Origin of the sequence: Providencia sp. NPDC089933 (genome assembly GCF_049545585.1) — a bacterium.
GTDB lineage: Bacteria > Pseudomonadota > Gammaproteobacteria > Enterobacterales > Enterobacteriaceae > Providencia > Providencia huashanensis.
This window is the reverse complement of record NZ_JBMWDT010000019.1, coordinates 47330-73064: the sequence shown is the minus strand read 5'-3', so window position 1 is coordinate 73064 and position 25735 is coordinate 47330. Positions and strand designations below refer to the sequence as shown.

The 25735-nt window shown below is 40.6% G+C and carries 25 protein-coding genes; 22 read left to right on the top strand and 3 right to left on the bottom strand.

Translation table 11 applies throughout. From position 1 onward, the window contains the following. Window positions 1–372 precede the first annotated feature (372 nt). The 5 genes from ACPEH5_RS20355 to megL all read left to right on the top strand — a co-directional run bounded on the left by ACPEH5_RS20355 (window position 373) and on the right by megL (window position 4863). Window positions 373–1164, top strand: a complete 792-nt coding sequence (locus ACPEH5_RS20355; protein WP_042848949.1) for an endonuclease/exonuclease/phosphatase family protein — start codon at window positions 373–375, stop codon at window positions 1162–1164. Between the two features lie 129 nt (window positions 1165–1293). Next, window positions 1294–1815: a DUF1287 domain-containing protein gene (locus tag ACPEH5_RS20350; protein WP_094301239.1), complete on the top strand. Its 522-nt coding sequence runs from the start codon at window positions 1294–1296 to the stop codon at window positions 1813–1815. 251 nt (window positions 1816–2066) lie between these two features. Continuing rightward, complete coding sequence (locus tag ACPEH5_RS20345; RefSeq protein ID WP_042848947.1) at window positions 2067–3254, top strand: NAD(P)/FAD-dependent oxidoreductase; 1188 nt, start codon at window positions 2067–2069, stop codon at window positions 3252–3254. A 13-nt stretch (window positions 3255–3267) separates the two neighbouring features. After that, window positions 3268–3660, top strand: a complete 393-nt coding sequence (locus ACPEH5_RS20340) for a hypothetical protein (RefSeq protein ID WP_048608213.1) — start codon at window positions 3268–3270, stop codon at window positions 3658–3660. A 15-nt stretch (window positions 3661–3675) separates the two neighbouring features. Next, window positions 3676–4863, top strand: coding sequence for a methionine gamma-lyase (gene megL / locus ACPEH5_RS20335; protein WP_042848945.1), 1188 nt, complete (start codon window positions 3676–3678; stop codon window positions 4861–4863). A gap of 49 nt (window positions 4864–4912) precedes the next feature. On the opposite strand, the gene ACPEH5_RS20330 is transcribed toward megL, so the two are convergent. Then, window positions 4913–6280 (bottom strand): amino acid permease, encoded by a 1368-nt coding sequence (locus ACPEH5_RS20330; RefSeq protein WP_042848944.1) that lies wholly within the window; start codon window positions 6278–6280, stop codon window positions 4913–4915. Between the two features lie 177 nt (window positions 6281–6457). Here ACPEH5_RS20330 and queE point away from each other — a divergent pair, with 177 nt between their 5' ends. Next, entirely contained in the window at window positions 6458–7129 is a 672-nt protein-coding gene (queE, locus tag ACPEH5_RS20325) for a 7-carboxy-7-deazaguanine synthase QueE (protein WP_042848943.1), read from the top strand. A 67-nt stretch (window positions 7130–7196) separates the two neighbouring features. Here the strand turns inward: queE and ACPEH5_RS20320 are convergent, their stop codons facing one another. Next, window positions 7197–7814, bottom strand: coding sequence for a YagU family protein (locus ACPEH5_RS20320; protein WP_042848942.1), 618 nt, complete (start codon window positions 7812–7814; stop codon window positions 7197–7199). A 544-nt stretch (window positions 7815–8358) separates the two neighbouring features. Beyond that, on the bottom strand, window positions 8359–8724 hold the full coding sequence (gene queD / locus ACPEH5_RS20315; RefSeq protein ID WP_042848941.1) for a 6-carboxytetrahydropterin synthase QueD: 366 nt from the start codon (window positions 8722–8724) through the stop codon (window positions 8359–8361). A 345-nt stretch (window positions 8725–9069) separates the two neighbouring features. On the opposite strand from queD, the gene cysJ reads away from it, so the two are divergent. From cysJ to nlpD, 16 genes are all read left to right on the top strand, one after another. After that, entirely contained in the window at window positions 9070–10875 is a 1806-nt protein-coding gene (cysJ, locus tag ACPEH5_RS20310; protein ID WP_281111267.1) for an NADPH-dependent assimilatory sulfite reductase flavoprotein subunit, read from the top strand. Beyond that, a complete protein-coding gene (gene cysI, locus ACPEH5_RS20305) occupies window positions 10875–12608 on the top strand; it encodes an assimilatory sulfite reductase (NADPH) hemoprotein subunit (RefSeq protein WP_423727145.1) in 1734 nt (577 codons plus the stop codon). Before cysJ ends, cysI begins: the two co-directional genes overlap by 1 nt. Then, the gene (locus ACPEH5_RS20300) at window positions 12605–13339 is read left to right on the top strand and encodes a phosphoadenylyl-sulfate reductase (protein ID WP_048608205.1); all 735 of its coding nucleotides are present in this window, start codon (window positions 12605–12607) and stop codon (window positions 13337–13339) included. Before cysI ends, ACPEH5_RS20300 begins: the two co-directional genes overlap by 4 nt. A gap of 585 nt (window positions 13340–13924) precedes the next feature. Continuing rightward, complete coding sequence (gene cysG, locus ACPEH5_RS20295) at window positions 13925–15337, top strand: siroheme synthase CysG (protein ID WP_131680846.1); 1413 nt, start codon at window positions 13925–13927, stop codon at window positions 15335–15337. 14 nt (window positions 15338–15351) lie between these two features. After that, window positions 15352–16260, top strand: a complete 909-nt coding sequence (gene cysD, locus ACPEH5_RS20290; RefSeq protein ID WP_042848936.1) for a sulfate adenylyltransferase subunit CysD — start codon at window positions 15352–15354, stop codon at window positions 16258–16260. A 61-nt stretch (window positions 16261–16321) separates the two neighbouring features. Next, entirely contained in the window at window positions 16322–17764 is a 1443-nt protein-coding gene (gene cysN / locus ACPEH5_RS20285; protein WP_042848935.1) for a sulfate adenylyltransferase subunit CysN, read from the top strand. 5 nt (window positions 17765–17769) lie between these two features. Then, on the top strand, window positions 17770–18378 hold the full coding sequence (gene cysC / locus ACPEH5_RS20280; protein WP_094301238.1) for an adenylyl-sulfate kinase: 609 nt from the start codon (window positions 17770–17772) through the stop codon (window positions 18376–18378). Window positions 18379–18539: 161 nt separating this feature from the next. Then, the gene (ftsB, locus tag ACPEH5_RS20275) at window positions 18540–18836 is read left to right on the top strand and encodes a cell division protein FtsB (RefSeq protein ID WP_042848932.1); all 297 of its coding nucleotides are present in this window, start codon (window positions 18540–18542) and stop codon (window positions 18834–18836) included. A gap of 59 nt (window positions 18837–18895) precedes the next feature. Beyond that, window positions 18896–19648 (top strand): 2-C-methyl-D-erythritol 4-phosphate cytidylyltransferase, encoded by a 753-nt coding sequence (gene ispD / locus ACPEH5_RS20270; RefSeq protein ID WP_240133599.1) that lies wholly within the window; start codon window positions 18896–18898, stop codon window positions 19646–19648. 9 nt (window positions 19649–19657) lie between these two features. Then, complete coding sequence (ispF, locus tag ACPEH5_RS20265; RefSeq protein WP_042848930.1) at window positions 19658–20170, top strand: 2-C-methyl-D-erythritol 2,4-cyclodiphosphate synthase; 513 nt, start codon at window positions 19658–19660, stop codon at window positions 20168–20170. Then, window positions 20136–21194: a tRNA pseudouridine(13) synthase TruD gene (truD, locus tag ACPEH5_RS20260; protein ID WP_071548560.1), complete on the top strand. Its 1059-nt coding sequence runs from the start codon at window positions 20136–20138 to the stop codon at window positions 21192–21194. Before ispF ends, truD begins: the two co-directional genes overlap by 35 nt. Window positions 21195–21584: 390 nt before the next feature. Next, window positions 21585–21923, top strand: coding sequence for a DUF1778 domain-containing protein (locus ACPEH5_RS20255; RefSeq protein ID WP_226619145.1), 339 nt, complete (start codon window positions 21585–21587; stop codon window positions 21921–21923). Next, complete coding sequence (locus tag ACPEH5_RS20250; protein WP_166687241.1) at window positions 21904–22407, top strand: GNAT family N-acetyltransferase; 504 nt, start codon at window positions 21904–21906, stop codon at window positions 22405–22407. Before ACPEH5_RS20255 ends, ACPEH5_RS20250 begins: the two co-directional genes overlap by 20 nt. 548 nt (window positions 22408–22955) lie before the next feature. Then, the gene (gene surE, locus ACPEH5_RS20245) at window positions 22956–23717 is read left to right on the top strand and encodes a 5'/3'-nucleotidase SurE (RefSeq protein WP_042848928.1); all 762 of its coding nucleotides are present in this window, start codon (window positions 22956–22958) and stop codon (window positions 23715–23717) included. Next, window positions 23714–24340 (top strand): protein-L-isoaspartate(D-aspartate) O-methyltransferase, encoded by a 627-nt coding sequence (locus tag ACPEH5_RS20240; RefSeq protein ID WP_042848927.1) that lies wholly within the window; start codon window positions 23714–23716, stop codon window positions 24338–24340. The genes surE and ACPEH5_RS20240 overlap by 4 nt, the downstream gene beginning before the upstream one ends. Window positions 24341–24652: 312 nt before the next feature. Beyond that, complete coding sequence (gene nlpD, locus ACPEH5_RS20235; RefSeq protein WP_048608194.1) at window positions 24653–25732, top strand: murein hydrolase activator NlpD; 1080 nt, start codon at window positions 24653–24655, stop codon at window positions 25730–25732. Window positions 25733–25735: the final 3 nt, after the last annotated feature.

The following is a 25735-nucleotide window of genomic DNA, read 5'->3' as shown; positions in this document are numbered from 1 at the left end:
TGGTAGTGTGGGGTCTCCCCATGTGAGAGTAGGGAACTGCCAGACATTAAATTAGTGAGAAAGCCACCCATTGGGTGGCTTTTTTGCGTTTGGGGAAACAGAAATCACGCAATTTAGGGAGAGAGGCCTACATCGTGTGTTTATCGTTAAAGGTGATAAGGTAATCAGTAGTCCACTGAGGGATTGAGCTAGTAGGCGGTGTAGCCTGATTGCGATAAGTATTATTGTTTAGTCTCGAGTTGACCCCTCGCAATAGTACAAACTACAAATTTGATAAGATAAGATGCGCCTGATTTGATATACTGGTAGGCGATATCTTATCAAGCTGTAATAGGGTATTGATTATTTCATTGCAATGTAGGGATATGAGACGTGGCGAAAAGAACTTATTCTGTTCGATATATTGCAGGTGAACCTGCAAAACGTATTCAACCTACACCTGTACATATGTTAGGGGAATCCCTTCCAATTGGTATGCCGTTATTTGCTGCTGGGGAAACCTTAGATGTCGTTACTTGGAACATATATAAACAGCAGCGTCCAAATTGGAAAATAATGCTACGTGAGTTAGTGGTCGATAGAAAACTAATCTTACTGCAAGAAGCTCAAATGTCCCCAGAGTTAATTTCTTTTGCTGCTTCACATCAATTGATCGCTGACCAAGTCCCTGCTTTACCTTTTTCTCCTCATCCTGCGGGTGTAATGACATTGGCAACATCACATCCAATTTATTGCTGCCCATTGAGGGAGAAAGAGCCTTTATTACGTTTAGCAAAATCAGCTTTGATTACGGTTTATCCATTACCTAATGGTAAGCAATTGATGGTAGCGAATGTGCACGCAATTAATTTTAGTTTTGGGGTAGATGTCTACACTAAGCAACTAAATAAGCTTGGAACGCATATTAGTAAGCATATGGGGCCGGTACTCCTTGCTGGTGATTTTAACGCATGGAGTCGTCAGCGAATTAATGCACTAAAACGCTTTATTCGTTCTGTTGGCTTAAAAGAAGTTACCTATAATTTAGATTTACGGACAAAAGCTTTTGGTCGGCCATTAGATTTTATGTTTTATAGAGGTTTGAAGCTTAAAGAAAGTCGAGTGTTACAAACAGATGCTTCTGACCATAATCCAATCATCACTCAATTTGATTTGCTTAAGTAAGATCTTTTTAAGAGTTTCCCACCTTATTTATCTCTGAAACTATTGTAGATTTTATTATCAACTATAGCTGGAGATAGTTCATTGAAGCGATTATTACCTATAGCCTTATTATTTTGTGCATACCATGTTATGGGAAAAAATAATATCGAGCTAGCGAAACAAGCAGAACTACTACCCCGTTTGGTTATTTATGATCCGGCTTATCGTCAGATTGAATATCCTAATGGTGATGTCCCTGAAAATTATGGGGTGTGTTCTGATGTGATTATCCGTAGTTATCGGAAGATCGGAATTGATTTACAAAAATTATTACATGAAGATATTAAAACTAATTTTAATCAATATCCAAGTCAGCGTATTTGGGGTTTACGCAAGCCAGATAGAAATATTGATCATCGACGAGTGCCTAATTTAGAACGTTTTTTTACACGAAAAGCTACTGTAAAACAAATTACCAATAATGGCCAAGATTACTTTCCAGGTGATATTGTTTCGTGGCGTTTAGATGATGGTCGACCGCATATTGGAATTGTGACCACTATTAAGCTACCTGATAGCCAACGGTATTTGGTAATGCATAACATTGGTTATGGGCAAGTGGCAGAAGACGTGTTATTTAAGTGGAAGATTGTAGGGCACTACTCATATTAGCATCTTTTTATAAAATGGTTAGTGACACTGATGACTGTTTATTTAAATAAACAGTCAATTAATAACATCTGAATTTATCGGATAAGATTATTTAATATATGAAAGTAATTAGTTTTTCTTGTTATTTTTTAAATTATATGCAATTTATTGTATAAGTTATTATTGGAATTAAACTATATTTATTAAGTGTAAAGCACGGTGATAAGCGATTTTATTTGTCGAGTTGTTTTATTTCTTAAGGATTAAATGCCATGAAAAATATAGTTATTGTGGGTGGTGGTACAGGTGGTACCATGCTAGCTAATATTTTAGCTAGAAAACTTAATAAAGAAATTTTTTCGAAAAAAATAAAAATAACCTTAATAACAGATAACCCTATACACTATTATAAGCCGGCATTTATGTATGTGGCTTTCAATATGTTTTTTAAAGATGAGTTAAGTCGTCCAGAGCGTGAATTATTGAGGCCTGAAATTGAATTAGTTATTGATAAAGTAGATTCATTTAATTTTAAAGATAAAGAATTATATTCGATAAATAATAAAAAATACCATTATGATTATTTAGTGGTTGCGACAGGTTGTGTACCTAAACCTGAACGAATTGAAGGGCTAAAAGATATTGGTAATCACTTTTATGCCTATGATGCTTCTCGTAAATTAGCAGACCAACTTAGTAAAATTGAAAAAGGTCGTATTTTTATTACAGTTTCTTTTCCTGAAACGCCGAATGTACCTCACCAGTGTGGCATTGCTCCTATGGAGACAACACTGATGATTGATGAGTTCTTACGTAAACGCCGGGTTAGGGATAATATTGAAATAGTTTATACCTACCCAACCGTGTCACAATTATTACGTAACTGTTTATTTATGCAACAGCCTGTTTGTGAAGTTATTCCAGAAATATTTACTATTAAAAATATTCAAGCACAGAGGGGATTTACATTAAATAAAGTCGATCCCGATAAAAAAATTGCATACTCAAAAGAAGGGGATGAACAGCCTTTTGATTTATTGATTAGTACGCCGCCAATCACCGCAGTAGAAGCAGTAATTAATACAGGATTAAGTGAACACAATAATGGTGAGGGATGGTTACCTACAGACCATGAAACTATGCAAGTATATGGTATAGACGGTGTTTATGTTATAGGGGATACCGTTGATTTACCGATTAGTAAAGCAGGAGGCAGTTGCCATAACCAAGCTGCAATTATTGCAGATAACATTTGTGGTGAATTAATTTATGGTTATCCGGCGGCTATATATGATGGACGAGTTCAGGCAGTTGCTCAAATGGGGTTAACAGCAGGAATGCCTTTGCAATATGATTATAAACACGATGTTATTCCGACTCCTCCAACTAAATTAGGAGGGTTACTGAGAAATGGCTTCAATAGGGGTATCTATTGGGCAGCTATTCGTGGCTTAGTTTAATGAGGAATTTAAAATGTCGAATAATGAAACTCAAAGTAAGCTTGTTGAGCTACTTAGCTCAGAATCAGGTAATCATCTTGCTGAAAAATTAGCACCATTATTACAATTAAATCGCTTAGATAATATTGTTGATTTACTGTCATTAGTTTCTGACCTTATTGATATCTTAGATAACAGTACAGTAGAAAGATTGTCAAATTCATTTGAAGATACTTTGGTTCCTGTATGGGAATTAGGTACAGCATATAACATGGCTAAAATGGAAGGTGTATATGATAGTAAAAACCCAAATTTTCGTTCAGTGTATGCTTTATTAAAAGATCCTGACACATTACGTGGAATTAGTACGGTTTTACGGACTTTGCAAATTGTCGGATCTCGATTATCTCAATCCCAAGGAGGGTGATTTTTAGGAGGTGGTATGAGTTTAGATATAAAAAGTTCTTTTGATACACGGGCAATTCATAGCCATTATGATGCAAACCAACATTTAGGTTCATTAGCAGCACCCATTTATCAAACATCAACTTATGTATTTAAAAGTGTGGAAGAGGGAGGTGCCTATTTTAGTGGTGAAAAAGAGGGGTATATTTATACTCGGATTAATAACCCGACGCTAACTTTACTAGAAAATAGGATCGCTTCTCTTGAGGAGGCAGAGGCTGCTGTTGTGTTCTCTTCAGGTATGGGGGCGATTACAGCGACTTTTTGGACATTGTTAAACCCTGGTGATGAACTACTAGTGGACTTAACCGTTTACGGTTGTACCTATGCTTTTTTTCATCATGGATTAGCTCGATTTGGTGTAAAAGTACGTCATATTGATATGAGCGATCCAAATAATGTGGCTAAAGCGATCACTGATAAAACTCGGATAATATTTTTCGAATCACCGGCTAACCCAAATATGCGCTTAGTTGATATTGCAGCCGTGAGTGAAATTGCTCATCGAAAAAAAGTATTGGTGGCTGTCGATAATACATACTGTACGCCTTATATCCAAAAGCCAATTACACTTGGTGCTGATATTGTTATTCATTCTTTGACTAAATATATGAATGGTCATGGGGATGCAATGGGTGGGGCGATAGCGACTTCCGCAGAGTATGCGAAACAAGTAAGGTTAGTTGGATTGAAAGACATGACGGGGGCATGCTTATCTCCTCATGATGCGAATTTAATTCTTAGAGGGGTGAAAACGCTACCTGTTCGCATGGAACGGATTGTTCAAAATACGCATAAAATTGCTGAATATTTGCAGTCTCATCCGCAGATAAAGTCAATAATGTATCCAGGATTACCGAACTTTGAACAATACCAATTAGCTCAAAGACAAATGAAGTTAGCTGGGGGGATTATTGCCTGCGAGTTAAAAGGCGGAATCGAAGCCGGTAAACTGTTTTTGAACCGCCTCAAGCTATTTTCAAGAGCGGTGAGTTTGGGAGATTGTGAGTCATTAGCTCAACACCCTGCTAGCATGACCCACTCGACCTATACTCGAGAAGAAAGGTTGAAATATGGTATTAGCGATGGGTTGATTCGGCTTTCTATTGGTTTAGAAAACGTGGATGAGTTAATAGACGATATTCGTCAAGCTATTGAGTCATAATAAAAAATAGCCCTATATGGAATAAATATAGGGCTATTATATTTTTAGGTTAGCGCTTTTGGTAAGAACGCATAATAAAGAAAGCAATACTGAGTAAAGCAACCCAAACAAAGCCGACGATTAATGCGACCTGAGTATCTTTAAAGAAGCCTAGCAATGCGATAACAAACACCATGAATGCAATAGTGAGAGCAGGGCCTACAGGCCAGAAAGGTACTGGAAATTTTAGTTGTTTTACTTCTTCTTGGCTCATTTTTCGGCGCATAGCAACATGAGATAGTAAGATCATAAGCCATACCCAGACGGTCGCGAAGGTTGCAATAGATGCAATAATCACGAAGATTTTTTCTGGTAATAGGTAGTTAAGGTAAACGCCCAATAACATTACGACAGACATAACCAGTACAGTTACCCATGGAACACCACTTTTTGTTAGTTTGGTAAAGACTTTTGGCGCTTGCCCATCTTGAGCCATGCCGTACATCATGCGGCCAGCACCAAAAATATCACTGTTAATCGCAGAAATTGCGGCGGTGATAACGACAATATTCAAGATATTGGCTGCTGATTGAATACCTAAGCTATCGAAAATTTGTACAAATGGACTACCGTTTTGGCCGATTTGATTCCATGGGTAAATACACATCAGGATAAATAGTGTTAAACCATAAAATAGTAATATGCGAATAGGTACAGCATTGATGGCTTTAGGAATGGTTTTTTCTGGATTCTGGGCTTCACTTGCGGTAATACCAATGACTTCAATACCGCCAAACGCAAACATGACGATAGCTAAAGAGGCGATGACCCCCTCAATGCCGTTTGGCATGAAACCACCGTGTTCCCACAGATTTTGTAGCCCAACTTCGTGGTTGGTTTCTTGACCAAAACCATAGAACATTAAGAATGCACCACCAACTATCATACCAATGATGGCACTGACTTTTATGATAGAAAGCCAGAATTCCATTTCGCCAAAGATTTTGACATGACATAAATTGAGCGCACTAATAAATAGTACGATACTTAATACCCATACCCACTGGTCGACATGTGGGAACCAGAACCCCATGTACATCCCGAAGGCGGTAATATCAGCTAAGCAGACAACCAGCATTTCAAATACATAGTTCCAGCCAGTGAGAAAGCCAGCTAGAGGGCCCATATAATGACTTGCATAGTGAGAGAAAGAGCCTGGGACGGGGTTATGCACCGCCATTTCACCGAGGGCACGCATTACCATAAACACGGCTGCACCGCCTAACATATAGGCAAGTAATACTGCAGGCCCAGCAGCCTGAATGGCTGATGCTGAACCGTAAAACAGCCCTGTACCAATCGCTGAGCCTAAGGCCATAAAGCGAATGTGCCGAACACTCAGCCCCTTTCTGAGTTGATTTTGTTCACTACTTTGCATGTCTTTTCCTGTCATTGACTTTGTTTTAATATATTGTACCGAATATAGTTTCGGTTTCGTTGATTTAATTGATGTACTTTCCTGAACGCAAGGTGATTACATTATCACAAAGTGCATTGCCCGTGAGATAGATATCTGCAATATAATATGCGCTAAATGGATTATTCTAGGAGCAGTATGAAGTACCCAATTAATGAAATCTTCCAAACAATACAGGGGGAAGGTGTTTTCACTGGTGTCCCAGCAGTATTTATTCGTTTGCAGGGCTGCCCTGTTGGTTGCAGTTGGTGTGACACTAAACAAACTTGGGATAAGGAACCTGCAAAAGAAACCACTTTGGGCGATATTGCATTGAAAACACAAGATAGTGATTGGTGGGCGATGTCTGATGCGGATGGGTTGGTCCAATTGATGCAAAAAAGTGGTTTTACCGCGAAACATATTGTGATCACGGGCGGAGAACCTTGTATTTATGATTTAACATCATTGACCGAGGCTTTGGAGAAGCAAGGGTATCAATGCCAAATTGAAACGAGTGGGACTTACCCAGTTCAATGCACAGAAGAGACTTGGGTGACGGTATCACCAAAAGTAGGTATGAAAGGCGGATTGAAAGTACTTAGCCAAGCGGTGGATAGGGCTAATGAAATTAAGCACCCAGTTGCGCGAGAAAAAGATATTGAAGCGCTTGAAAGAATTTTAGCATTACGTACTGTGGATGCTCCACCTATCGTTGCATTACAACCGATTAGCCAAAAGGCGACAGCAACGAAATTGTGTATTGACACTTGTATACAGCGTAATTGGCGTTTATCGATTCAAACGCATAAGTATTTGGATATTCAATAATAAAAAAATAACGATGACTTTGCATCGACCCCCAATAGTTGAAAAACAATCATTGGGGGCTTTAACATTATCTAAATGGTTGGTTTAACGGCACTTCAGGATCGGGCTCGTGAGTAATACGGTTACGTAAGTCACGACGAATAATCTCAATAGACCAAAACCAAATTAAATGGCCAAATATTTCTGAAACATTCTCGTACCATGGAAGGTCGAAAAGTGGAGGGGTGAGCCCCATAAGAGGGAATGAAATCATATGGACAAATAATTGCGCCAGTGCACCCGCTAATAACCCTTGCCATAGCTTAATTTTAGGGAATATTTCAGCAACAATGCAATATCCGACAGCAAACACGATAGAAAATAGGATGTGAGTAACACCCACTGAATTAAACACGTGCCCTGCAAAGGTGTAAACCGCAGAATTAGGGTCTGCAATTCCTAACCAATCTCTTAAGAAAATATAAGGTGGATTTAGAAAATTACGTGAGCAGTCAATTTGTTCTGCTGCGCGGATCAGAGTTTCAGGCGAGCAAGCCGCGTTGAACATATCTGTTGGGCTTCTTGGCGGTAATGGAACTTCAGCGCCCCATTTGACAAACGATGAGACAATACCTGCGATTAAACCGATAAATGCTGCTAATCCATAACGTCTTCTGGATTTGGGTGTTTGTTGAAATAGATTCATTTTCCCTGCCTTATTAAAAGTAAATAATGGTAAATAATAGATCAGGTTATAATTTGATGCACTATGTCAAATTAAAGTTTTTATGTTCTTTATGCCAGAAAACTTAAAATAGCCGTCAATGGCCTCTTTTTATTTATATTGTTGCAAAAATGTAAACTTTTCAGTGACTTCATTTTTTGCGAAGATAGAAAATGCCCGTGGTTGCTTCACTTCTTGCTTATACTTTAGCGGCAACTCTTCTTACCTTAATCTTAGGTCTTGATACCAGACTAACCACTGCCACTTGATAGCGGTTGGAAAGCTTTTCATATGGTGTGTTAGGGTGTGCTTTATCTGAGGGGGATTATTATTTACTGCATAATTAGCGATAAGTCGAAGAGAAGGATATAGAGATTTTTGCCCCTCATTTATTTTCAAAACCGATTAGGCTTGCCACTAAACCAGCAGCCTGAGGGGCTTGTATCCCTATATAAATGAATTTTATTTTTACCCAGCTATCAAAATAGTTACGGGAAATACTATTACCTTTTTAGAACTTGTATTTTTAAGCCTGCCCGCGATAAACGCAGCCTGCATTGCAAGTTTCTTTAACGGTGACTGCACTTAATAAAGGTAAATGTGGTTTAGTTTGTTGCCAAATCCATTGTGCTAATACTTCACTTGTTGGGTTTTCTAGCCCTTTGATCTCATTTAAATAATGATGGTCTAGTTGTTCCCAAATAGGCTTAAATACCGCTTTCACATCAGCAAAATCAATAATCCAACCACTCTGTTTATCAACTTCCCCAGTAATTTCTAAACGCACCATGAAAGAATGCCCATGCAGACGACCACACTTATGACCAGCGGGGACATGGGGAAGTTTGTGTGCAGCTTCGAACGTAAAATCCTTATAGATTGTTGTGCTCATATATCATTCCTTATTGTTAATAAACAGCGCATTGTACTGTATTTTTAGCTAAAAATGTCTTTATTTGCCAAATTATTACTAACCGCTTTTATGGATATGATCCATCTGCTAATTGCTTTAGGCTTTTTAGTTATTATTTATGGCTATAGTTTCTTATCCCGCTATTGATGGTTGTTATAACCTAATCGCATACCCTACTTATTCTAAGTACAGCGGTATTTTTTGCTTTACTAGTTTAATTATTTAGGTAAATGAGCGAACAGTCTGTTGTGGGTATTTTCTGGGTGAGTGACATAGCATTGTTTTTTAAAATTCAAAAATGAACTACGCTGGGGTTACAGGATAATGACAAAAAAACAGCCGCCATTAGCGGCGCTGCCAATATCTGTTGAGCAATTAACACGTTTGCAGACAGTTGTTGATGATTTTTCATCACATCAACTCGCTTGGCTTTCCGGTTATTTATGGGGGATGGTAAATCAAAATGCCCCTGTTGACATGTCAACGAGTGCGCCAGTCGCTGCGCAGGAAACCGTTACGATTATTTCAGCCTCACAAACGGGTAATGCACGCCGCCTATCAGAGCAACTCAGAGAACGTTTAATTAGCGAAAAAATTAACGTGAATCTAGTGAATGCGGGTGACTATAAGTTTAAGCAAATAAACCAAGAGAAAGTGCTGGTTGTTGTGGCATCAACTCAAGGGGAAGGGGAGCCAGCAGAAGAAGCTGTCGCATTATATAAATACCTTTATTCGAAAAAAGCACCGAATTTGGCACAAACCAGTTATGCCGTTTTTGCTTTAGGCGATTCATCGTATGAAAAATTTTGCCAAGCGGGCAAAGACTTTGATTCCCAATTGGCATTATTAGGCGCAACGTCATTGATTGAGAGAGTCGATGCAGATGTCGAATATCAATCCATTGCAGATGAATGGGTTGAAAACCTCACTCAAATCTTAAAGGCACGAGTTCCGGCACAAACTGATAGTCAATTATTAACAGCTCAAGTGGGAAGTGTGAATGAAATTCACTCATCGCCTTATACCAAAACAGCACCTTTAACCGCCACGTTACTCAGTAATCAAAAAATTACAGGGCGGGATTCACAAAAAGATGTTCGTCATATTGAAATTGATTTAGGTGACTCTGGTTTACGTTATCTACCGGGGGATTCACTGGGGGTGTGGTTTGATAATGACCCCGCATTAGTTGATGAGCTGGTGGCTTTACTTTGGTTACAAGGGGATGAAGAGGTCTTTATTGGCTCGCAGCGGCACTCTTTACGTGATGCACTGATTTATCAATTAGAACTGACACAAAATACTCACGTAATTGTCGAGAAATATGCACAACTATCTAAAGATGATGAGTTGCTGTCATTAATTAGCGATAAACAAGCTATTTTGCAATACGCGCAAACGACGCCGATCGTTGATATGGTGCGCCAAGCCGCAGCGCAGCCAAGTGCTCAAGAATTTGTTGATTTACTACGCCCACTAACGCCTCGATTGTACTCAATTTCCTCATCTCAAGCGGAATCAGAAGACGAAGTACATGCTACCGTTGGTGTTGTTCGTTATGACATCGATGGGCGTCCTCGCACTGGTGGGGCGTCGGGTTTTTTAGCAGATAGACTCAAAGAAGGGGATGAACTGCGCATTTTCATTGAGCACAATGATAACTTCCGCCTACCTGCTGACCCAACAACACCTGTGATTATGATTGGTCCTGGGACAGGCATCGCCCCATTCCGCGCTTTTTTACAGCAACGGGATAACGACGGTGCAACAGGTAAAAACTGGTTGTTTTTTGGTAACCCTCACTTTGTTGATGACTTTCTCTATCAAGTTGAATGGCAGCGTTATGTTAAAGACGGTTTATTAACCCAAATTTCATTAGCTTGGTCGCGAGATCAGAAAGAAAAAGTTTACGTGCAGGACAAACTTCGTGAACAAGGCGAAGCTGTTTGGCAATGGTTACAAGAAGGTGCACACCTGTATGTCTGCGGTGATGCAAATCGTATGGCAAAAGATGTAGAGCAGGCATTATTGGATATCATCGGTCAATACGGCAACATGGATAGTGAGGAGGCCGATGAATTTTTAAGTGAGCTGCGCGTAATGCGCCGTTATCAGAGGGATGTTTATTAATGAGCAATGAACAACAACAAAAACCCTTAATCGTCGAAGGCAAACTTGCTGACAGCGAACGCATGAAGCAAGACAGTAACTATTTGCGCGGTACCATTAAGGAAGATTTGAAAAACGGCTTAACTGGTGGTTTTAATGGGGACAACTTTTTATTGATCCGTTTCCATGGCATGTACCAACAAGATGACCGTGATATTCGAGCAGAGCGTGCAGAACAAAAACTTGAGCCACGTCATGCAATGATGTTGCGTTGCCGCTTACCGGGGGGAATTATCACCCCAAAACAATGGTTAGATATTGATAAGTTTGCTACTGAGCACACGCTGTATGGCAGTGTGCGCATAACTAACCGGCAAACATTTCAGTTCCACGGCATCCTTAAAGGGGATGTGAAACCTGCACACCAAATGTTAAGCCATGTCGGCTTGGACGCATTAGCAACGGCAAATGACGTTAACCGTAATGTGCTATGCACATCTAACCCAGTGCAATCGGAGTTACATCAGCAAGCCTATGAATGGGCAAAGAAAATTTCTGAGCACCTTTTACCTAGAACCAGCGCATATGCTGAAATTTGGTTAGATAAAGAAAAAATTGTGACAACCGATGAAGAACCTATTTTAGGGCAAACTTATTTACCAAGAAAGTTTAAAACATCGGTGGTTATTCCACCTCTCAATGATGTGGATTTACATGCTAATGATATGAATTTTATCGCCATTGCTGAAAATGATGAGCTCATTGGTTTTAATGTGTTGGTTGGTGGTGGTTTAGCTATGACTCATGGTGATACTGCGACCTTTCCACGTTTAGCCAGTGAATTTGGTTTTATTCCATTAGATAAAACATTGGCCATTGCAGAAGCGATAGTGACAACTCAGCGTGATTGGGGGAATCGGACTGACCGTAAAAACGCGAAAACTAAATACACTTTAGAGCGAGTGGGGGTCGATACCTTTAAGGCGGAAGTTGAAAGGCGCTCCGGCGTGGATTTCGAACCAATCCGACCTTATCAATTCACGAAACGCGGTGACAAAATTGGTTGGCTTAAAGGGGTTGATAATCGTTGGCACTTAACGTTGTTTATTGAAAATGGCCGGTTGATTGATTTAGCGGATAAACCATTAAAAACTGGGGTTGCGGAAATAGCGCGTATTCACCAAGGTGATTTTCGTTTAACAGCGAACCAAAATCTGATCGTTGCTGGTGTGCCTGAAAGTGAAAAAGAGGCGATTGAAGCGATAGCGAAAGCCCATGGGTTAATGAGTGATGCAATCACGCCACAGCGTGAAAATTCAATGGCTTGTGTTTCTTTTCCAACTTGCCCGTTAGCGATGGCTGAAGCGGAACGTTTTCTCCCTGAGTTTGTTAGCCACGTTGAAAATATTATGGCATCACATCAAGTGGCTGATGAGCATATCGTTTTGCGCGTTACAGGCTGCCCAAACGGATGTGGTCGAGCAATGCTGGCGGAAGTGGGGTTAGTTGGAAAAGCGCTTGATAGGTATAATTTACACTTGGGTGGTAACCGTATTGGAACGCGAATTCCACGCATGTACCGCGAAAATATCAGCAGTGCTGAAATTTTGGCTATTTTGGATGAATTAATTGGTAATTGGTCGAAAAACCGCTTAACTCAAGAAGGTTTTGGAGACTTTTTAGTCCGCACTGACGTTGTAAAGCCAGTTGTAAATTCTGCTGTCGATTTTTATGAGGTTCAGGAGGCAGTATGAGTCAGCTTCAACTAGCGGCAGTATTAAGTTTAGATAAAGCTCAGCAAACGGCGTATTTATCTGACTTCAACGTGCAGTTAGAAAAAATGAGTGCAATACAGCGTATTGAATGGGCGCTTGAACATTTGCCAGCAGAATTTGTGTTGTCTTCCAGTTTTGGAATACAAGCAGCGTTAACGCTGCATATGGTGACACAAATTGTACCTGATATCCCTGTCATTTTAACGGATACAGGCTATTTGTTTCCCGAGACCTATCAATTTATTGAGCACCTAAGCAGTACACTAAATTTGAATTTACAAGTATATCGAGCTCAGCGAACCCCTGCGTGGCAAGAAGCGATTTATGGGCAGCTTTGGACGCAAGGTATTGAAGGGATTGAACGTTATAATCAACTTAATAAAGTTGAACCGATGGAAAGAGCATTACATGAATTACAGGCTCAGAGTTGGTTTTCCGGGTTAAGGCGTGAGCAATCAACGAGCCGAGCCAATTTATCAGTGTTGGGGGTTGGTAAAGGCATTTTTAAAATCCTACCTGTCATTGATTGGAATAATAAGCAAGTTTATGAATACTTAATAAAGTATAAGTTACCTTACCATCCATTATGGGAAAAGGGATATCTATCAGTCGGTGATACCCATACAACCCGTAAATGGGAGGAAGGGATGAGTGAGGAAGACACTCGTTTCTTTGGTTTAAAGCGTGAGTGTGGGCTTCATGAAAACTAAATACTCGTCATACTCGTCATAATTCAAGCTGTCGCGTTGTTGGCTGCGTGCATTCGCACTAGTCACATACTTATGTATGCTCCTAGCGACTCATTTACTTGCCGCCTAGCGACAACATGAATTATTTAGAGTATGGGTTGGTCTTAATTCAAGCGGTAGGGTTGTTGGCTGCGTGCATTCGCACTAGTCACATACTTATGTATGCTCCTAGCGGCTCATTTACTTGCCGCCTAGCGACAACATGAATTATTTAGAGTATGGGTTATTCGTAACCCAATTCGTGGTTTTAGTTTAGGGTTTAAATAGTTATAGATTTAATAAAATATTTGTTTAATTACAAAGGGATACTTTTATTTAAAAAATAGATATCCCTTAATTTTTATAAAACTAAATTTAAAATAAAGTTTTAGTTAAGTTTGGTTGATTTGATACTTTTGGTCTTTATTTTTTGCTAGTTAATGAATATTTGGCTTATTCCTTTCAGTTACAAGTCATGTTTTTTTAGCATTTCAAACCTTAACTTTTACACCATATAGTCAATTTTATATTTCATATAATAAGTTTATATAAAGATGGGTGAGCAAGATGGATTATTTACCGTTATTTGTCGATGTGCGTACGCGCAAAGTAGTGTTGATTGGCGGTGGCGTAGTGGCTGCACGCAAAGCTGAATTGCTCATCAAAGCACAAGCTCAACTTGTGGTTATCTCCCCGTCGTTATGTCCTCAATTACAAGCTCAGTGCCAACAAAACCATGTTATTTGGTTAGCTGAGGAATATCGCTCTTCTTTATTGGATGACGCTTTTTTAGTGATTGCGGCGACGGATGACACGAAACTTAATGAAACCGTTTTTTACGATGCTAATGAGCGAAAAATTTTTGTCAATGTAGTGGATGATCAACCTTTATGCTCGTTTATTGTTCCTTCAATTATTGACCGTTCTCCGGTGATTGTGGCGGTTTCCTCTGGGGGAACAGCACCCGTTTTAGCCCGTTTATTGAGAGAAAAATTGGAAACAATGCTTCCTGCTTCTTTGGGGAAAATGGCTGAAATTGCTGGGCGTTGGCGCGGTAAAGTCAAAGAAACGCTGGTCAATATGCGGGAAAGAAAGCGCTTTTGGGAAAAAAGTTTTAGTGGGCGCTTTGCATCACTAGTTGAAAAAGGCCAATTAAGCGAAGCAGAGTTGCAATTAGAACGCCAACTTTATGAACCCGATAACCATGGTGAGTTAATTCTTGTAGGAGCCGGGCCCGGTGATGCGGGGTTACTTACGTTAAAAGGGTTGCGTGTTTTACAAAGTGCCGAGGTGGTTTTATATGATCACCTTGTTAGTGAGGAAATTCTGGAATTGGTACGTCGTGATGCCGACAAAATTTGTGTGGGTAAACGAGCTGGCAATCACAGTGTTTCTCAAGAAGAAACTAACGCATTGATCGTGAAATTTGCTCAGCAAGGCAAAAAAGTTGTTCGCCTTAAAGGGGGGGACCCGTTTGTTTTTGGTCGCGGAGGTGAAGAGCTACAAGTTGCTGTTCAGGCAGGGGTCCCATTTCAAGTGGTACCAGGGGTGACCGCGGCGATTGGTGCAACTGCTTATGCAGGGATCCCGCTGACGCATCGGGAATACTCTCAGAGTATTACATTTATTACTGGGCATTGTCGTGAAAATGGCGCTGATTTGGATTGGCAGGCACTTGCTCGTGGTCAACAAACCTTAGCAATTTATATGGGCACAGTAAAAGCAGCCAATATTAGTGAACAACTGATTAAATTTGGGCGAGCGAGTGATACCCCTGTCGCTGTTGTAGGTTGTGGGACAAGGCGTGAGCAAAAAGTGGTTACAGGTAGTTTATCTGAGCTGGAAACATTGGCACAGCAAGCACCATCACCCGCTTTGATCGTGATAGGTGAAGTTGCGGCATTACATAAACAATTAGCATGGTTTGGCACACAAACTGAAGATATCAGTTGGCGCAGTGCTGTACTGGAATTGGCTTAATTTAGGAGGCGCTTGTGAACGAAAAAACATTGACTCACTTACAGCAGTTAGAGGCAGAAAGTATTCATATTATTCGAGAGGTTGCCGCCGAATTTGCTAACCCAGTGATGCTGTATTCTATTGGAAAAGATTCGTCTGTCATGCTGCATTTAGCTCGGAAAGCTTTTTACCCTGGGAAATTACCTTTTCCTTTGTTGCATGTAGATACAGGATGGAAATTTCGCGAAATGTATGAGTTTCGTGATGCAACAGCACAGAAATATGGTTTTGAATTATTGGTGTATCGTAACCCTGAAGGGGAAAGATTAGGGATTAACCCATTTGTACATGGCAGTGCAAAACATACCGATATCATGAAAACCGAGGGGCTAAAGCAGGCTTTAGATAAATATGGCTTTGATGCGGCATTTGGAGGGGCACGACGAGACGAGGAAAAATCCCGAGCAAAAGAGCGGATCTATTCTTTTCGTGACCGATCTCACCGTTGGGACCCGAAAAACCAACGCCCAGAACTTTGGCATAATTACAATGGGCAAATAAACAAAGGTGAAAGTATCCGTGTATTTCCACTGTCAAATTGGACTGAACTCGATATTTGGCAATATATCTATTTGGAAAATATCGATATTGTTCCATTGTATTTTGCAAAAGAGCGGCCTGTTATTCAACGAGAAGGGGCCTTGTTGATGGTTGATGATGACCGTATTGATTTACAAACGGGGGAAGTTATTCGCCAGCAAACAGTACGTTTTCGAACTCTTGGCTGCTGGCCTCTTACGGGAGCCGTACCATCAAATGCGCAAACCCTGCCTGAAATTATTGAAGAAATGTTGGTTTCTACTACCAGTGAACGGCAAGGGCGGTTAATCGATAGCGACCAGTCAGCATCGATGGAACTGAAAAAACGCCAAGGCTATTTTTAAGGCCTGTGGGGAAGGTTAATACATAACGTCAGGGTCAATACGCAAGGTCAGGAGAAAAATCATGGCACAGGCCGTTTATAACGAATCAATTGCACATCAAATTGAGCAGCAAGGTGGTGTGGAACCTTATTTACTGGCTCAGCAGCAAAAAGGGTTATTACGTTTTTTAACTTGTGGCAATGTAGATGATGGCAAAAGTACTTTAATTGGCCGTTTACTACATGATACCCGCCAAATTTATCAAGATCAGCTCTCAACACTGCAAAGTGATAGTAAGCGTATAGGTACGCAAGGCGAAAAACTGGATCTTGCGTTATTGGTTGATGGGCTCGCAGCAGAGCGTGAGCAAGGGATCACCATCGACGTTGCTTATCGCTATTTTTCTACGGAAAAACGCAAATTTATTATTGCCGATACACCTGGTCATGAGCAATACACGCGTAATATGGCGACAGGCGCATCAACATGTTCACTTTCTATTTTGTTGATCGATGCGAGAAAAGGGGTACAAGAGCAAACTCGACGCCATAGCTTTATCAGTACTTTGTTGGGGATACGCCATCTTGTTGTCGCCGTAAATAAAATGGATCTGGTGGGTTACAGCGAAGCTGTATTTGAGAAGATCAAACAGGATTATCAACAGTTTGCAACAGAATTACCCGTTGAATTGAATGTATGGTTTGTGCCAATTTCAGCGCTTGATGGCGACAATATTGTGAATAGCAGCCATCACTTACCTTGGTATCAAGGCGAAACACTATTATCGATTTTAGAAAATGTTCAAGTGGAACAAAAGGCCGTAGAACAGGCAATGCGTTTTCCAGTGCAGTATGTTAATCGTCCAAACTTAGATTTTCGAGGCTACAGTGGAACGTTATCGTCAGGTATTGTACGGGTAGGGCAAAACATTAAAGTCTTACCGTCGGGGGCGACATCTCAAATTAAACAGATTGTGACTTTTTCTGGTCCACAAGAGTTTGCTATTCCGGGGGAAGCTATCACGCTCGTTTTAGCGGACGAAATTGATATTAGCCGCGGTGATTTATTGGTTGCAGAAAATGAAACCTTACAAGCGACACAACATGCGTCAGTTGATGTTGTGTGGATGTCTGAGCAGCCTTTAGTCCAAGGGCAGCAACTCGATATAAAAGTGGCTGGTAAGCGTAGTCGAGCCAAGGTTGAAAATATTCAATATCAAGTTGATGTGAATAATTTAACGCAAAAAGTTGCCACAGAGTTACCTCTAAATGGAATAGGTTTAGTGGAGTTTTCTTTTGATGAGCCGCTATTGTTAGAAAATTATCAGCGTAATGCGGATACTGGCGGTATGATCCTGATTGACCGGTTAACTAATGTCACCGTAGGAGCAGGGCTAGTTCGCGAGACACAAGCCCCTATTTTTGAGCCAACTAGTGAATTTAGTGAATTTGAAATTGAATTAAATAAATTAGTTCGTCGTCATTTTCCGCATTGGGGCGCTCGTGATGTTCTTGGTGGAAAATAACTATGATGACAAAAGCAAATAATATAGTTTGGCATCAACATGCTGTGACTCGACAGCTACGGGAAAGCAATAATGGGCACAAAGGTGCAGTATTGTGGTTTACAGGGTTATCGGGTTCAGGGAAATCTACCCTTGCAGGGGCGATAGAACATCAATTAGCTTCAATGGGGAATAAAACCTATTTATTGGACGGTGATAATGTTCGCCACGGGTTATGTCGTGATTTAGGTTTTAGCGAAGCGGATCGGCAAGAAAATATCCGGCGGATCGGGGAAGTGGCTAAATTAATGGTAGATGCAGGCTTAATTGTTGCTACTGCATTTATTTCCCCGTTTCAACATGATCGGCAAAAGGTGCGCGATTTATTTGAGCCGAACCAATTTTTTGAATTGTATGTGGATACTCCTGTCAGTATTTGTGAACAGCGCGACCCAAAAGGTTTATATCAACAAGCCCGAGAAGGTAAAATCAAGCAGTTTACAGGGGTTGACTCCCCCTATGAAGCCCCGCAATATCCGGAGCTACAGCTTAATGGTCAACAACCGATTTCAGACTCCCTTTCTCAAATTATTGCGTTATTATTGCGCAATCAAATCATTCAAGTGGATTATTAATTGCCTTTAAATATCCCTCTTTTTTATTAAATGGTAAAATAAGAGGGAATATTTAGTGCATTTAAACCAGACTTATTCTGACTTTTTATCACTATTTTAGTATCACAGTAGCGTCATTCGTTGAGTTATGGGATGATTAGCAAATCATTTCAGGGGGCAAGATGGGTAAATTAACGCTACTATTAATCGCGATATTAGCATGGTTACAATATTCCTTATGGTTAGGTAAGAACGGCATACATGATTACGTACAGGTCAAAGATGATGTTGCTGCTCAGGAAATTGTTAACTCGCGCTTGAAAATGCGTAATGAACAGCTATTTGCGGAAATTAATGATTTAAATGATGGGCAGGATGCGATTGAAGAACGAGCTCGTAGTGAGCTTGGGATGATCAAGCCTGGGGAATCTTTTTATCGGGTGGTTAAAGAAAGTAATAACCAAAAATCCACACAATAATAACGATGCAAAAATGGTATGCCCATTAGCCTGATTATTTCTGATGTAAGAATCTAATAATGATAAATCCAGACAATACCCCACAAACCCGAGCCCTACAAAACAATGACCCTCAAATTGTTGCGCTAATTCCTGCGGCAGGGATAGGGAGCCGCATGAATGCCGATTGCCCCAAACAATATCTACGGGTGGCTGGCAAAACGATCATTGAACATACACTGAGTGCATTGCTAGCAAATAATAATGTTAAACATATTATCATTGCACTAAGCTCAGAAGATGAATATTTTCAGCAGCTAGCTATTTCAACAAACCCTCGAATTACTGCGGTTATTGGTGGAAAGGAACGTGCAGATTCGGTCCTTGCCGGTGTCAATTTTTTAGCGGCGCAACCTGAACTCTCAAATTGTTGGGTGTTAGTCCATGATGCTGCTCGTCCTTGCCTCCACCAGTCAGATTTAAATAAAATTATTCAATTAACAACAGAACAAAACTGCTGTGGTGGGATACTCGCGGCGCCTGTTCGTGACACCATGAAACGCAGTTTAAAAGCCAGCCAGTTAATCGACCATACTGTTGAACGTGAGGCTCTATGGCATGCGCTGACACCACAATTTTTCCCGCTATTATTATTACGGGAGTGTCTAAGTAAAGCCTTGAAAGAAAATGCAGTGATCACAGACGAAGCCTCTGCACTTGAATATTGCGGTTATCAACCGGTATTAGTTCCGGGGCGCGCAGATAATCTAAAAGTGACACGCCCAGAAGATCTCACCTTGGCGGAGTTTTATCTTTCAAGAATGAACAATTAAGGAAAAAAAATGAGAATCGGACACGGTTTTGACGTACACAAATTTGGTGGTGAAGGCCCTATCATCATTGGTGGCGTGCGCATCCCTTACGAGCAAGGCCTACTCGCGCACTCAGATGGTGATGTTGTATTGCATGCACTAACTGACGCAGTACTCGGTGCTGCTGCGTTAGGAGATATCGGTAAATTATTTCCAGATACTGACCCTGCATTTAAAGGGGCTGATAGCCGCGTGTTACTAAGGGAAGCCTTTTGTCATGTACGTGCTAAAGGTTATCGTATTGGTAATATTGATATTACCATTATGGCTCAAGCGCCTAAAATGTTGCCGCATATTGCTCAAATGCGGGTCAATATTGCTGAAGACCTTGAGTGTCATATGGATGATGTTAATGCGAAAGCCACGACGACGGAGCAGTTGGGGTTTGTGGGGCGTAAAGAAGGCATTGCCTGCGCCGCGGTTGTTCTTTTAGTCAAAGATAATAGTAATGAAAGCAATGAATGTTCAGTACCTGCATGGTAAGCCGTTGTCTTCTGGCACGCTAAAAAGTGTTCCTGAAGATTTTATTGTCAAAGAAGATTTAGGCTTTGAGCTCGATGGTGAAGGCGAACATGTCATGGTTCGTGTCGAAAAAACAGGGTGTAATACGCTGTTTGTTGCTGAGCAATTAGCAAAGTTTGCTAAAATTTCAGCTAGAGCTGTCAGCTATGCAGGTTTAAAAGATAGGCATGCGGTGACTGAGCAGTGGTTTTGCTTACAAATGCCGGGTAAGGAAACGCCAGATTTTTCTGCATGGCAGCTTGAAGGATGCCGCGTGCTTGCCACTACACGGCAAAAACGGAAATTACGTATTGGTTCCTTGAAAGGAAATCAATTTGAAATCACTTTGCGTGATATTTCAGATGCGAAAGATGTTGAACAACGCTTAGAAAAAGTCGCATTATCTGGAGTACCTAATTATTTTGGTGAGCAACGCTTTGGTCGTGGTGGGCAGAATCTGACCCAAGCATTACGTTGGGCAAACCAAGAGATTCATGTTCGTGAGCGGAATAAACGCAGTTTTTATCTTTCTGCGGCTCGCAGTGCAATGTTTAACCATATCGCGAGTGAACGTATTGCGAATAATACGGTACATCAAGTGCTATTAGGGGATGCATTACAACTAACGGGTCGGGGGAGTTGGTTTGTTGCAACTTCGGATGAGTTATTAACACTGCAAGAACGTGTGTTATCAACAGAGTTAAGTATTACTGCCCCTCTTCCTGGTGATGGCGAGTTAGGTTCGCAAGATGACGCATTAGGGTTTGAAATTCATTGCTTAGAAGATTATCAGCCATTTATGGCTTTAATGAAAAGTGAACGCGCATCTTTGGTGAGAAGAGCCGTTATTATCAAGCCTCAGGGATTGCAGTGGCAATGGTTAGATAACACGACAGTAAAGCTAACATTTTTCTTAAACTCAGGTAGTTTTGCGACAAGTGTAGTAAGAGAAATTATCAATCAAAATGGGCAGGATAATGCCGATGCTAAAGATTTTATTGAGTAATCTTTATCCATAGGTATCCATTGATAGCCATAAAAAACAGGACAACCTTAAGTTGTCCTGTTTTTTTATGGCTCGTACTGATATCTCATACGGATATAAAAATAAAATCCCACAAACCAAAAGACAAAGCGTATAACGTCACTGATAGCGATGGCCGCCTTGTATTTTATTGGTAATTTAGATTAGGGCGTATTGTAGGGTAAATTTAATTGTTATTTATTTGGGGGGCTCGCGTTTTTTAATTAAGTGATCGGCTTACTTTTTTGATGGCGTCATTTTGACGCCGGTAATTATTTGTGCTAATTTTAACCTATGAAGTGAATAAGACCGAAAAGGAAGGTGACAACGACTAATCGAAAAAAAATTTCTAATCCTACTGGAGTTAAAATAATGAATACTAAGGTAATGAAAAATCGAACTAATAAAATGATAAGTAAAGAAAAAATCGAAAACGAAAGAATCACAATAAGAATGCCTAAAGAAAATAAAGAGCTTTTAGATACGGCGTTAGCCCTATCTGGTTTTAGTTCGTTAAGCAGTTTTATAGCGATGGCCGCCGCTAATGAGGCCAAGAAACTAATAGCTGAAAATGCGCTATTAAAGTTGTGTCAACGCGATGCTATAGCATTCGTTGAATTACTTGATAAGCCAACAGAAATGAATGAGAAATTCATAAGGGCGGCTAAAAGACATAAGGAATTAATTAGTAATGGAAATAGTAAAGCTTGATAAGAACATTCATAATAGAGCTGCGTTTGATTGCGGAGAGTCTGACCTAAATAATTATTTAGGTCAGACGGCAAATCAACATGCTAAAAAAGAGGTGGCTCGAACTTTTGTGTTGAGTGACCCAACTCTACCAAACAAAGTAGTTGGGTTTTACGCTTTGGCTATCACCAAAGTTTCATTAACTGAATTGCCGCCTAAGCTTGCATCTTTATACCCAAATGAAGTTTATTGTGCTTTGATATCCCGTTTAGCGGTAGACTTAACTGAGCAAAATAAGGGGTATGGAGGAGTCGTCCTTATTGATGCTGTTAAAAGAATAATAGCGGCAGCTGAGGACATGCCTGTGCCGATGATCATCGTTGATGCAAAAAATACTAAAGCGAAAAAGTGGTACGAAGGGTATGGTTTTAAATCGTTGCCGAATCAGCCTAATCGACTGTTTATGCCTGTAAAGGCAGCGCGTGATATGTTAGGGGCTGGATAGCCCCGAGTATCAATATGTTGATGAGTTTTGGCCTGCTGCATTTTCTTTCCAGAACGTGTACATTTCCCTTATTCCTTCCGAAAAAGAGTAGTTCCCCGCCTTATTTACGCCATTTAATCAGTTCTAACGATTTAGCGTTAAAGTTTTTTGAAGCGCATTCAAATAGTATTTCCCCCTCTGCCCAATATCGTCATTTTAGATGCTAGGGTGCTGAGCAATTCACGCTGATTAATCAGATTATTTAGTTCTTGAATGACCTTATTTTTTCGTTAGGTCTGCAATAGTCACGTTAACAAAAACAGATACTGGCTGGTATTTGGATAGAGTCGCCAATACTAACTAATAACTGTGCCGAAATTGTGACGCAAAAATGAGAGGGGCTGATAAAATAGCAAACTAGCCTAATCACATAATAGTGTTATATCATAAACGTGATGCTGATGCTTTTCAGTGTCATTTTATTGGTCACTAAAAATTTTTAGGACAACAGGCAGGACAATATCCTTGACCTTAAAAATAAACTTCAATTACATCAAAGGATAATGTCGATGCTAAAGATTTTATTGAGTAATGACGATGGCGTAAATGCACCGGGTATCCAAACCCTAGCGGCTGCGCTACGCCAATATTATCATGTTCAAGTGATTGCCCCAGACCGCAATCGCAGTGGTGCGTCGAATGCACTAACATTAGATAAGCCTTTGAGAATTCAAACGTTAAGTAATGGTGACCTTTCGGTACAAGAAGGCACGCCAACAGATTGTGTGTATATCGGGGTAAATAAAGTGGTGCGCCCACGGCCTGATATTGTGGTCTCAGGTATCAATTGTGGGCCGAACTTGGGGGATGACGTGATTTACTCAGGTACAGTCGCTGCGGCTACTGAGGGGCGTCACTTAGGCTTACCGTCGATTGCCGTGTCATTAGATGGAGATACTCATTATGAAAGTGCGGCAAGGGTAACATGTGATATCTTGATGTTGCTGCAAAAGAGCCCTCTGCGTGCGGGTAATATTTTAAATATCAACGTACCTGATATTCCTTATGAGGATATTAAAGGTATCAAAGTGACTCGCTGTGGAAGCCGGCATGCTGCATCTGAGGTATATAGCTTAGAAGACCCGAAAGGTAATATGTTGTATTGGCTAGGCCCTGTTGGTGAAATTCGAGATGCTGGTCCGGGGACCGATTTTGAAGCTGTACAACATGGCTATGTTTCGATAACCCCATTGCAAGTTGACTTAACAGCCTATAAAACGCACACGTTAGTGGAAGAATGGCTAGAAAAATCAGGAGTGCTAGTAAAATGATAACAGGGCTCATGAAAGATCTTTTGGCTCAATTACGCCAACAGGGAATTCACGATGAGCGCCTATTAGACGCAATTTCACTCGTGCCTCGAGAACGCTTTGTGGATGAAGCTCTTTCACATAAAGCCTACGATAATATTCCATTGCCGATAGGCTATGGTCAGACTATTTCGCAACCATACATAGTGGCTAAAATGACCGCCTTGCTGTCTTTGTCACCGAATGACAAGGTGCTTGAAATAGGGACAGGGTCTGGCTATCAAACGGCAGTACTTGCTCATTTAGTTGAGCATGTTTTCTCTGTTGAACGAGTGAAAAGTTTGCAATGGTCCGCAAAGCGGCGTTTAAAACAGCTTGATTTACATAATGTGTCAACTCGCCATGGTGATGGTTGGGAAGGGTGGCAATCAAAGGGCCCTTTCGATGCTATCATTGTGACAGCTGCGCCGACTGAAGTGCCAACCATGTTACTGGAGCAATTGAAAGATGGTGGGCGGATGGTTTTACCTGTTGGAGATAAAGAACAATCTTTAAAGCTCATTACCCGTCGTGGTAATGATTACCATGCTAATGTCATCGAGAAAGTGCGTTTTGTTCCATTAGTTGCGGGTGACCTTCTTTAATCTATTTGCAATGGTATTTATCCATCACCGCACTGGGTAATTTTGTATCATTAGTCTACATAAATACTATTGCGAATACTTCATTAACTCAAATAGCAGTAAAACTATTCTAAATATGATAGTTTAACCCTCTTAAATTGGATAATAGGCTCAAACTATTGAGTCATAATCTCAAATTGTTATATTTTTGATATATTTAACTTGTTCACTATTTTGTATTTCTGTTTTAATAAGTGAAATATTTTATGGTATCTCTATTACTGACATTATTTTGCATTGTCACGTCAGATTTTTCTTCACGGGAGAAGAAGCATGAAAATTGTTAGCCCTATAAGCAGAATTCGATGGGCAGTCATCTTTTCATTTAGCGGAGCACTATTGGCAGGCTGTTCCACGCCTTATCATACGGCAGCACCTATTTCCAGTGTGAATGATAGCCAATCTCGCCAGCCAACGACGCAAAGAGTGGCACCCGTATCGTCATCAAATACGGGGGTGAGTACGGCAATGCCGTCTGCACGCCCAAATTTATCAAGTAATACCAATACACAACCGGTTAGTCGTACTTCATCTTCAGGGCCTGTTACGACCAATGGAGAAGGGCGTATTGTGTATAACCGTGACTACGGCAATATACCAAAAGGCAGTTATAGCGGTAATAGTTATACTGTTCAGCGCGGTGATACGCTATTTTACATTGCTTATATAACGGGTAATGATTTCCGTGAGTTAGCATCTCGAAACAATATTCCTGAGCCATACAGCTTAAATGTAGGGCAAGTTATTAATATTGGTAACACAAATGTGAACTCGAGCACTCAATTAGCCTCAAATTCATCAAATAGTCATCAGCAACCGGTTGATCTTCGAACAACTAATGCGTATCCTGAAAATAGTGGTGGTCAAACTACAGGTAAGATGTTGCCTAATAATAAGAAACCTGCAACGCAAGTTTCAACGACGACAACAGCTCCGACGACCACAACTGCTTCAACCGCAGCTAGTAGTACAAATAATTCGTCAATAAAATGGCGTTGGCCGGCAGATGGGAAAATGATTGAAAGTTTCTCAGATGCTCAAGGCGGGAACAAAGGGATAGATATTGCAGGTTCTCGTGGTCAAGCTGTACTTGCTGCTGCTCCAGGAAAAGTCGTTTACGCAGGTAATGCTTTGCGTGGATATGGAAATCTAATAATTATAAAACATAACGATGACTACTTGAGTGCCTATGCACACAACGATACGTTGCTTGTGCGTGATCAACAGGATGTCACTGAAGGTCAAAAAATAGCCACCATGGGTAGTACTGGAACAAGTTCGGTTAGATTACACTTTGAAATTCGTTACAAGGGAAAATCAGTAAACCCGTTGCGCTATTTGCCGCAGCGATAAACT

What these genes read in the sequence shown, in the direction of transcription:
- ACPEH5_RS20350 (WP_094301239.1), top strand. Translation starts at nt 1,294, where the DNA reads ATGGGAAAAAATAATATCGAGCTAGCGAAACAAGCAGAACTACTACCC.
- ACPEH5_RS20345 (WP_042848947.1), top strand. Translation starts at nt 2,067, where the DNA reads ATGAAAAATATAGTTATTGTGGGTGGTGGTACAGGTGGTACCATGCTA.
- ACPEH5_RS20340 (WP_048608213.1), top strand. Translation starts at nt 3,268, where the DNA reads ATGTCGAATAATGAAACTCAAAGTAAGCTTGTTGAGCTACTTAGCTCA.
- megL (WP_042848945.1), top strand. Translation starts at nt 3,676, where the DNA reads ATGAGTTTAGATATAAAAAGTTCTTTTGATACACGGGCAATTCATAGC.
- ACPEH5_RS20330 (WP_042848944.1), bottom strand. Translation starts at nt 6,280, where the DNA reads ATGCAAAGTAGTGAACAAAATCAACTCAGAAAGGGGCTGAGTGTTCGG.
- queE (WP_042848943.1), top strand. Translation starts at nt 6,458, where the DNA reads ATGAAGTACCCAATTAATGAAATCTTCCAAACAATACAGGGGGAAGGT.
- ACPEH5_RS20320 (WP_042848942.1), bottom strand. Translation starts at nt 7,814, where the DNA reads ATGAATCTATTTCAACAAACACCCAAATCCAGAAGACGTTATGGATTA.
- queD (WP_042848941.1), bottom strand. Translation starts at nt 8,724, where the DNA reads ATGAGCACAACAATCTATAAGGATTTTACGTTCGAAGCTGCACACAAA.
- cysJ (WP_281111267.1), top strand. Translation starts at nt 9,070, where the DNA reads ATGACAAAAAAACAGCCGCCATTAGCGGCGCTGCCAATATCTGTTGAG.
- cysI (WP_423727145.1), top strand. Translation starts at nt 10,875, where the DNA reads ATGAGCAATGAACAACAACAAAAACCCTTAATCGTCGAAGGCAAACTT.
- ACPEH5_RS20300 (WP_048608205.1), top strand. Translation starts at nt 12,605, where the DNA reads ATGAGTCAGCTTCAACTAGCGGCAGTATTAAGTTTAGATAAAGCTCAG.
- cysG (WP_131680846.1), top strand. Translation starts at nt 13,925, where the DNA reads ATGGATTATTTACCGTTATTTGTCGATGTGCGTACGCGCAAAGTAGTG.
- cysN (WP_042848935.1), top strand. Translation starts at nt 16,322, where the DNA reads ATGGCACAGGCCGTTTATAACGAATCAATTGCACATCAAATTGAGCAG.
- cysC (WP_094301238.1), top strand. Translation starts at nt 17,770, where the DNA reads ATGACAAAAGCAAATAATATAGTTTGGCATCAACATGCTGTGACTCGA.
- ftsB (WP_042848932.1), top strand. Translation starts at nt 18,540, where the DNA reads ATGGGTAAATTAACGCTACTATTAATCGCGATATTAGCATGGTTACAA.
- ispD (WP_240133599.1), top strand. Translation starts at nt 18,896, where the DNA reads ATGATAAATCCAGACAATACCCCACAAACCCGAGCCCTACAAAACAAT.
- ispF (WP_042848930.1), top strand. Translation starts at nt 19,658, where the DNA reads ATGAGAATCGGACACGGTTTTGACGTACACAAATTTGGTGGTGAAGGC.
- truD (WP_071548560.1), top strand. Translation starts at nt 20,136, where the DNA reads ATGAAAGCAATGAATGTTCAGTACCTGCATGGTAAGCCGTTGTCTTCT.
- ACPEH5_RS20255 (WP_226619145.1), top strand. Translation starts at nt 21,585, where the DNA reads ATGAATACTAAGGTAATGAAAAATCGAACTAATAAAATGATAAGTAAA.
- ACPEH5_RS20250 (WP_166687241.1), top strand. Translation starts at nt 21,904, where the DNA reads ATGGAAATAGTAAAGCTTGATAAGAACATTCATAATAGAGCTGCGTTT.
- surE (WP_042848928.1), top strand. Translation starts at nt 22,956, where the DNA reads ATGCTAAAGATTTTATTGAGTAATGACGATGGCGTAAATGCACCGGGT.
- ACPEH5_RS20240 (WP_042848927.1), top strand. Translation starts at nt 23,714, where the DNA reads ATGATAACAGGGCTCATGAAAGATCTTTTGGCTCAATTACGCCAACAG.
- nlpD (WP_048608194.1), top strand. Translation starts at nt 24,653, where the DNA reads ATGAAAATTGTTAGCCCTATAAGCAGAATTCGATGGGCAGTCATCTTT.